Genomic DNA, 8,440 nt, shown 5'->3' on the forward strand with positions numbered 1-8,440 from the left:
CCTTGGTCTTTTCGGGCGGTTTCCGGGGCCCCGCCGCGCGGGGGGGCCCCCCCACCCGCACCCCCCCGCGCCTCCGCTCCGCTCGGCGCCGGGGTCGGGTTGGGGGGGTAGGTCGCCTGCTGTGGTCGGGGGTGCCGGCGGCTTGCGGTCTGGTTGTGGTCGGGGCCCTGGGTTGGGTTGCGCGGTTTGGTCGCCGTCCGCGCGAAGGCGCTCCGTGGAACGCCTTCGCTTCGCTCGGCTGGGGTCACGGCCGGGCGCGGGGGTGCGAGGCGGCTTCGCTTCGCTCGGCTCCTGGGTTGGGTTGGGTGGTTTGGTCGCCGTCGGCGCGGGAGGTGCTTCGTGGTGCGCCTTCGCTTCGCTCGGCTGGGTCGGGTGGGGGTGCTCGGGTGGCTCGGGTATTGGAGTTGGGTGCCTGGTGGGGTGTCGAGTGGGTGGGTTTGAGGGGGTTGGCTGAGGGGTGGCTGAGATTGGTGGGGTGGCAGTTCGGGGGGAGGTGGGGGTGGCTAGCTTGAGGGGGTGCGTGGTGAAGGCTTGGTGGCTCCGCTGACGGTGGGGGATGCGCTGCGGGCTTGGACGTTGGATGTGCCGGTGCTGGTCGGAGTGCTGGTAGTCGGCGCCGTGTACCTCGCGGGGGTTCGGCGGGTGCGGCGGTCCGGTGGGGGTTGGCCGGTGTGGCGGACGCTGGTGTTCTTCGGGGCGGGGCTGGGGAGTGTGGTCGTGCTGACCATGTCCTTCCTGGGGACGTACGACCGGGTGCTGTTCTGGCCGTACGCCGTACAGAACGTCCTCCTGCTGGCGTTGACGCCCGTGTTGCTCGCGTTCGGCGGGCCCGTGCAGTTGATTGCGTTGAACTTTCCCTCGGTGGGTGCGGGGCGGATGGTGCGGGTGTTGACGTTCCCCGCCGTCAGCACGTTGCTCGGGGCGACGCTGCTGCCGTTGGTCTACTTCACGCCGTACTACGAGGCCGTACTGGAGAACGGCGTACTCCACCAGCTGCTGCGGCTGCAGCTCGTGGTCGCCGGGTGCCTGTTCTTCTGGCCGATGCTCGGTGGGGAGTCGTTGCCCGCGTGGTGTACGCCGCCGGTGCGGGTGGCGATCGGGTTCCTGGACGGGCTGCTGGATGCGCTGCCGGGGATCCTGATCATGACGAGTCCCGGGACGTTGGCCGCGACGTACTACCTGTCCGTGCGGCACGGGTGGGGGCCGGCGCCGCATCAGGATCAGCGGTTCGGGGGCGGGCTGATGCTCACCCTGGCGGAGATGGTGGGGTTGCCGTTCCTGGCGGGGCAGCTGGTGGCGTGGATCCGCGCGGACCGGGCCGAGGCAGCGGCGGTGGACCGTCGGCTCGATCGGGTGGTTGCCGAGCGGGCCGCGGCGGGGGAGCGCGAGCCCGAATTGATGCGCCCCTGGTGGGAGACCGACCCGGGTCGGCTCGCCGACCGCTTCCGCCCGCAACGCGACGACGATTGAGCGCCGATCGGTCGAGTACGCCGCGTCGTCGCCGCCGCGGTAAAACGTCTACCCGTTGACGCGGACGCTGACCGCGATCCGGCGCCGTGACCCGAGCCGACCGCGTCGGCCACCGTCGCGGTCGGCCGCTAGCAGCACGCCTCGCCCCTGGGACCTGCGGAAACGCGGGCTCGGGGCGAGCGTCTGCAACCATCAGCGCATGCCTGGACTACGGGAGCTGTGGGGCGACGTGATTCCCGACGCGGGACCGCTCGCCGACAAGCTGGTACGCCGGTACGCCGGGAAGCGGCGCGCGTACCGCGACGACTACCTGCGCCACGTCCTCGCCGCGCTGGACTCGTTGGAACAGCTGGCCACCGACCCGGTAGCGGTCCGGCTGGCGGCCTGGTTCCACCGGGCGGTGCACTCCGAGGAGAACACCGCGCGGGAGGATGCCGAGGCGTCGGCGCAGCTGGCGGAGGAGCTGCTGCCGACGTACGGCGTCACCGAGGTCCGGGCTTCGGAGGTCGCGCGACTGGTCCGCCTGACGGGTGGTGATGCCGGCGACGGCGCGAACGCGGACGTGCTGCTGGACGCGGTGGACGCCGTACTCGCGGACCCGCAGTACGCGAAACACACATCCGAGGTACGCCGCGACAGCCGCTTCGACGTCGGGGTACGCCGGGAGCAGATCCAGGCCCTGCTGGCGTCGGAACGGCTCTATCGCACCGACCTGGCCCACGACCGCTACGAACAGGCCGCCCGCGCCAACCTCACCGCCGAGTTCGACCTGCTCGACGGCCTCACCCCGCACGCCTGGCGAGGCTGGCAACACGCGGGCCTGACAGCACTCGCGGTACTGACGGCCTTCGTCGGTTTCGTGGCGGCGTTCGCGTCGATCGGCCAGCCGTGGAGATATCCGGCGTTCCGCGACGATCCGCACTGGCAGCCGATCCTGGTGACCGTACTCGCCGCCGCGTCGGTCGCAGGGTTGTGGTGGGCGGCACGTCGCAGCGACCGTGTCGCCCGGCTGATCCCCGCGGTGCCGGTCGCCATCGGGGTGATCGGCGTGGTGGTGATCCTGCTCAACATCCCGCCCTCCAACGGCGGTTCGGGTGCCGGACAACGTGTTCCGTTGTTGATGATCACCTGTTTCCTGCTCGTCCTGGCCGGCGTTGCAGCCTTTGTCGCCGGCCGATTCCCGCGCGGTACGTCGACCAACCGCGGCCAACTACTGGCCGGACTTGGTGCGGTGGTCGTCGTGGTGCTCGTCACCCTCTTCGTACTCGACCCGATCCAGCGCGCGTACCTGTACAGCGCCGACGAGTACCTCGACAACCGGCACGTGCCGGCCGACGTCGACGTCGCTTCCGTCGTGGACGGCCGCACGCTCTGGTCGGCGCCGGGCGGTGCGTACACGGTGCGGTCCCTCGTCGGCACCGCGCACGGGATCGCCGTCGCGAACGGCCGCGGCACGGTCGAGATGATCGACCCCAAGACCGGCAAGACCCGGTGGCGGTACACCCGCGCCGACACCGACCGCGAGGCCAAGCTGTATCCGGTCGACGGCGGTCAGCGGCTGCTCGCGATGTTCGACCAGGTCGGGTACGCCGTACTCGACACGGACACGGGCAAACGTACGGCGGCCTGGCCGGACGGATCCCGCGACGACGAGATCGAGGACAACGATCCGCTGGTCACGTCGAAGCAGTACACCGTCGGCTCGGACAAGGTGTACGGCACCGACCTGGACGGTTCGCACCGATGGACGTACGAGCCCGGTCGCTGCACGAGCACGGTCGCGACCGCGGTGGCGGACATCGCGATCCTCGACGTCGGTACGAGCTGCCGGCAGGAGCCTGCGCACCTGATCGGGCTCGACCTCGAGAGCGGCAAGCAACGCTGGCGCACCGATGGGGACCTGAGCGACCTGACCGCGGCCGGCGACCTGCTCGTCGGTATCCGGACCGAGTCCGAGGGGAAAGTCCGGCGGCTGGTCGCGATCGACGCGCACACCGGCGCCGGCAAATGGACGGTGGACCTGCCGAAGGAATGGGCCTGCCCGCCGCAGCTCATGTGGTCCGGCAAACGCCTCGTCGTCACCTCGTGCCCGAACCTCGCGAAACGCGATTCCGAAACCGTTGTCCGATTCGTTGACCCGGGCAACGGCCAGGCGACGTCGACCGCGCTGGTCGCGGTGCCGGTCGGCAGCCGGATCGCGGTTACGACGGACAGTCGCGTGTTCATGATGAGCCCCGAGGGCGAGACCAAGTGCCGCATCATGAAACTCACCGAGGGCACCGCCCCCACTTACGTCCCGCTCGACGGCGTCGGCTGCGGCTGGGGCGTCGCCGCCGCGGGCAACCTGGTCCTCGTCAGCACCCGGGACTCCCTGGTCGCCCTGCGATAGCCCTCACGTCCACGCTCGCGGGGTCGAGCGCGGCCGCCGGCAGCGGCGGCATGGGGCGGCATGGGGCGGCATGGGGCGGGACATCGTACGGTGTGATCGTCGCCGGGCTCGCGGGGAATAGGCCGGGAGCGGCGGGGGTTGCGTGCTGTGTCGGAGCGTCGAGAAAGGGCGAGGATGAAACCCACCGAGTTCGTGAAGGTGAACGGCCAGTTCTGGGGGGAGCACCTGAAGGGGGTCGCCGGGCATCTGCCGGTCAGCCACCGGACGGAGCTGCCGGGGCCGATGCTGTTCCCGCGGATGATGGTGCTGACCGAGACGCCGGACTGGAACATCCTCGAGCTGGTCGGGCTGAGCCGGGAGTACCGCACGCTCGAGGTCCGGCGGCAGAAGCTGGCGAGCGTCGAGGAGTACTTCGGGCTGCGCCCCGGCCCGGGCGACGCCGACGTGGTCATGTCGCTGCCGGGGGAGAACCTCTTCAAGGACGCGACAATCGCGACGACGGCCGGACGGCAAGCGATTTCGGAACGGTTTCCGACGGCAGCGAACGTGCTCGGCGAGGTGTACGCCGGCCCCGGGGACGAGCTGCTGCGGTTCGAGCCGGGCAACTACTCGACGTTCGACCGGACGCTGCTCGTGCACACCGCGGGCGACTCGCTGCGGGTGCACTGGGTGAACTTCGCGATCGCGATCCACCGTTCGGAGCCGGCCGGCAAGTACCTGGACTTCCTGCAGACGTATTCGAACGCCCGCCCGCACCTCGACCCGATCGGCACCCTAAGCCTCCCGGTCGACCCCGCCGTACTGAAGGCCGACGCGTTCGAGAGCACGTACCTCGCGCACGGTCTGCAGGACAGCACCGTCGACGAGTTCCTCGACAAGCACGAGGAGATCCTGCTGTCGGTGTTCGGGGCGACGAAGCTGGTCCGCGAGCCCGCGCTCGGCGACCTGCACCCAGACTTCATCCTGGAGCGCGCGGACGGCAGCCACGTCGTCGGGCGGCTCGAGCTGCCGGTCGTTGACACTGCCAACGGTAAGAAGCGGCGTCGGGTGTTCCGGAGGCCGGTGCAGGACAGCGCCGCCGAGCTGGCGAAGTACGCGGAGTACTTCAAGGCCGCGGACAACCGGGCCCAGGTGAAGTCGAAGTACGACGTCGAGGTCACCGACCCGCGGCAGCTGCTGATCGTCGCGTCGCACGAGACCGTCACACCGGCCTCCGGCGTCGAGGTCGTCGACTACGACACGATCCTGCGGCTGCACCTGTCGTGACGCAGTACTTCGTCTACGGCCGCGACCGGGCCGGCACCGACGTCAAGGCCGCACTGACCGAGGACCACTGGACCTTCATGGACGGGTACGCCGCCGAGCTGATCGCCCGTGGCCCCACCCTCACCGAGGACCGGGAGCACTCGACGGGCAGCCTGCACATCGTCGACCTCCCGTCCGACGAAGCGCTGCACACCTTCGTGTACGACGAGCCGTACTACCTCGGCGGGGCTTTCGAGACCGTCGAGGTGTACCGCTTCGAGAACCGCACTGCCCGCACGATGTGGGAGTTCGCGAACGCCGTCGAGGGGTACAACCGCTACCTCGTGCTCACGAAGGACGCCGCGCTGCCAGTCACGTCCGACCACCTGATCGTGTATGGCGACCTGTTCGACGGCGACGTGCACGTCGGGCGGGCCGCGCTGCTGGAGGCTCCGTCCGCGGACGCCGCGCGGGCGCTGGTCCAGGCAGCGGATGCCGAGGTACATCCTTGGGAGTTCGGCGGCAGACGGTAGCGAGCCGGCCTGGCACACTGGGCCGACGCGAACGTGGAAGGAGCCGGCGGATGAGGCGACGCCCGGTGAACTCGTCGAGCGTGCGGTCGGTCGGCTGGTCCGACGGCACGCTGGAAATCGAGTACGTGAACGGCTACGTCTACCAGTACTTCGGCGTCCCGCAGCCGACGTACGCCGGCCTCCTGGCCGCCCCGAGTATCGGCTCCTACGTGAACAAGCACATCAAGCCGTACTACGAGTTTCGCGAGCTCTGAGTTTCTGCGCATCGCGCGGCGGGCACCGGTGAGAAGTTCACACGGGGTGTCGCACTCGGAGGTCTACATGCGCACTCACACCGGATCGCGCGCCGTCGCGGTCATCATCGTCGTCTGGCTGTTGATCGGACTGGCAGCCGCAGCACAGCGGCACTACCTCTCCGGCTCCAGTGAGAACTGCGCCAAGGTCGGTACGACGTTGGTGACGATCGTCGCAGGTCCGCTCAACTACCTCGGGGCGAACCCGAAGATCGGCTGCGCGGCGCCACAGCCGTCGCGATAGGAGCACCGGTCGAACCTGTCTCGCCGTACTGTCCCCGTAGAGGCTCCTGCCCGAGGAGCCGGGGGAGGACCGGACATGCTGCGCGACCGTATCGAGGCCGATCTCGACGAGTTCGACGTACCCGGTGCCAGCTGGGCCGTGTTCGAGGACGGCGTCGTCACCGAGACCGGCACGGCAGGAGTTGTCACGGCGGGTGACACGCGCGCCGTAACGCCGTCGACGCTGTTCCAGGCGGCGTCGATCAGCAAGCCGTTGACCGTGCTGGCGATGCTCAGGCTGGTCGACCGCGGTCTGCTCGAGCTCGACGAGGACGTGAACCGCAAGCTGAAGTCCTGGCAGGTGCCCCCGACCGGCAGATGGCAGCCCACAGTCACCCTGCGCCAGCTCGCCAGCCATAGCGCCGGCCTGACGGTGTCCGGCTTTCCCGGGTACCCGCGTGACGCGACCTTGCCGACAACGGTGCAGATACTGGACGGCACTCGGCCGGCCACAAACATCGGCGTACGCGTCGATCTCGTCCCAGGCACCCAGTTCCGGTACTCCGGTGGCGGTACGACGGTGATTCAGCAGCTACTCGAAGACGTCACGAGCATGCGCTTCCGTGACCTCATGCAGGAGCTGGTGCTGCAGCCACTCGGCATGTCCGAGAGCGACTACGCACAACCGCTTCCACCGAACCTGCAGGGGAACGCAGCCAGCGGACACAACGAGCTAGGCCAACCGCTGAACGGCAACTGGGACGTGTACCCACAGTTGGCAGCCGCAGGGTTGTGGACAACGCCAACGGATCTCGCCAAGTTCGCAATCGGGGTAGAACGCGCGTACGCCGGTGCGGAAGGCGCACTGCTCTCGCCCGAGCTCGCCAGGCAGATGCTGACTCCACAGATCGCCGCCACCGAGCGGATCGGCGGGCTGAACCACCTCGGCCTCGGCGTCTTCCTCGACGAATCGGGGGCGCGCTACGGCCACAGCGGCGGCAACAAGGGCTTCTGCTGCCACCTGATGGCGTACCGCGACACCCGGCAGGGCGCGGCGGTGATGACCAACGGTGACTCGGGCATGTGGGTCGTACTGCGTGCCTTCGCCGCCATCGCCTCTTCCAACGGGTGGCCGGCGTACCCGCAGGCGGTGGAGCAGCCTGATCTGCCGACGGCCGAGTCGCTGGACGAACTGGTGGGCACCTATCGGCTGACCAACGGGGTGCGTCTGGTGGTGAGAGCGTGGGACAGAGGGCTTGGGATCCAGTTCGAGGGCCAAGTGCCGCTGGAGTTCGGTGCCCTGTCGGCGGACCGGTTCGCTGCGGCCGGTGTCGATGCGCAGGTCGAGGTACGCGGCGGACGCCTGGTCTTCCTGCAGGGCGGTGCTGAGTTCGAGTGCGTCCGGGAATAGGTCCCGGGGGAGGCCGGTTACAACTGGTGCCGTCCGGTTCATGACCCCGGGCCTCAACCTAAGCCGCTTCGAGCGGCCACTCGCCGAGAGGCGTCTGCTGGACGGTGCTGTACGTGACGAGGTGGGAGCCGGCCAGGCTGGTTCCCACCTCGTCGTCTCACCCGCCACGAAAACCACTTGTGTGGTGAGGCATCATGGAAGTGTCGCTCGCGGAGACGCCTGGCGTTGCCCGAGTGAGTGATGTGACCAGAGGGACGAGCACTGCTTCCCTCGACGCCGGGTCACCGGCGGCGAGGACGGGTGCCGGGAGCCTCGGACAGCGGTCCAGGACCCCGATTTGCATCCGCACCATGAAGGTCAGTAATGTTCTTCTTGTTGGACGGAAGCGCAGGACGCGAAAGCGGCCGGCCCGCCAACAAACTCCCTGAAGGTCTCGGTAGCCGAAACACGCCTCGGCGGTTTTCGGACACTGAGTCACGCAGAGAGACTGGATCGAAAAAGGCCGATTTGACCGGCCGGAAGCGAAACAGTAAAGTAAGTCGAGTTGCCCCGGAGCTTCGAACGAAAGTGAGAAGCGCGGTGTGCGCCCGATTCTTGAGAACTCAACAGCGTGCCGAAAGTCAATGCCGAAAGATGCATTAACCCCGTCTACAGGCATTCAATGTCTGTGGCGGATTCCTTTGAAATATAACGGATGACAAGCCAGTAATGGTTTTGTTTCTGATTCAAAGGATCAACTGAAGTTGTTGACTCTCTGGGCTTTGGTCCGGTTTGTCTATATTTTTCAACGGAGAGTTTGATCCTGGCTCAGGACGAACGCTGGCGGCGTGCTTAACACATGCAAGTCGAGCGGTAAGGCCCCTTCGGGGGTACACGA

The 8,440-nt window shown here is 68.2% G+C and carries 7 protein-coding genes and 1 rRNA gene; all 8 read left to right on the forward strand.

Translation table 11 applies throughout. The annotated features are described in order from the left end of the window. The first annotated feature begins 516 nt into the window (after window positions 1-516). On the forward strand, window positions 517-1,470 hold the full coding sequence (locus AB0M51_RS20985; protein WP_363749835.1) for a cytochrome c oxidase assembly protein: 954 nt from the start codon (window positions 517-519) through the stop codon (window positions 1,468-1,470). Between the two features lie 199 nt (window positions 1,471-1,669). Further along, window positions 1,670-3,859 carry a PQQ-binding-like beta-propeller repeat protein gene (locus AB0M51_RS20990; protein WP_363749837.1) on the forward strand — a complete coding sequence of 730 codons (2,190 nt, stop codon included), beginning with the start codon at window positions 1,670-1,672 and terminating at the stop codon, window positions 3,857-3,859. A gap of 174 nt (window positions 3,860-4,033) precedes the next feature. Continuing rightward, complete coding sequence (locus AB0M51_RS20995) at window positions 4,034-5,125, forward strand: hypothetical protein (protein WP_363749839.1); 1,092 nt, start codon at window positions 4,034-4,036, stop codon at window positions 5,123-5,125. Continuing rightward, the gene (locus AB0M51_RS21000) at window positions 5,122-5,637 is read left to right on the forward strand and encodes a YciI family protein (RefSeq protein WP_363749841.1); all 516 of its coding nucleotides are present in this window, start codon (window positions 5,122-5,124) and stop codon (window positions 5,635-5,637) included. The genes AB0M51_RS20995 and AB0M51_RS21000 overlap by 4 nt, the downstream gene beginning before the upstream one ends. A 50-nt stretch (window positions 5,638-5,687) precedes the next feature. Next, window positions 5,688-5,891, forward strand: coding sequence for a KTSC domain-containing protein (locus tag AB0M51_RS21005; protein ID WP_363749843.1), 204 nt, complete (start codon window positions 5,688-5,690; stop codon window positions 5,889-5,891). Window positions 5,892-5,958: 67 nt separating this feature from the next. Further along, window positions 5,959-6,174, forward strand: coding sequence for a hypothetical protein (locus tag AB0M51_RS21010; protein ID WP_344197909.1), 216 nt, complete (start codon window positions 5,959-5,961; stop codon window positions 6,172-6,174). Window positions 6,175-6,249: 75 nt separating this feature from the next. Further along, window positions 6,250-7,563, forward strand: a complete 1,314-nt coding sequence (locus tag AB0M51_RS21015) for a serine hydrolase domain-containing protein (protein WP_363749845.1) — start codon at window positions 6,250-6,252, stop codon at window positions 7,561-7,563. A gap of 784 nt (window positions 7,564-8,347) precedes the next feature. Further along, window positions 8,348-8,440, forward strand: a 16S ribosomal RNA gene (locus AB0M51_RS21020); the annotation flags it as partial.

Source organism: Kribbella sp. NPDC051137 (genome assembly GCF_040682535.1).
In the GTDB taxonomy this organism is placed as follows: Bacteria; Actinomycetota; Actinomycetes; order Propionibacteriales; family Kribbellaceae; genus Kribbella; species Kribbella karoonensis.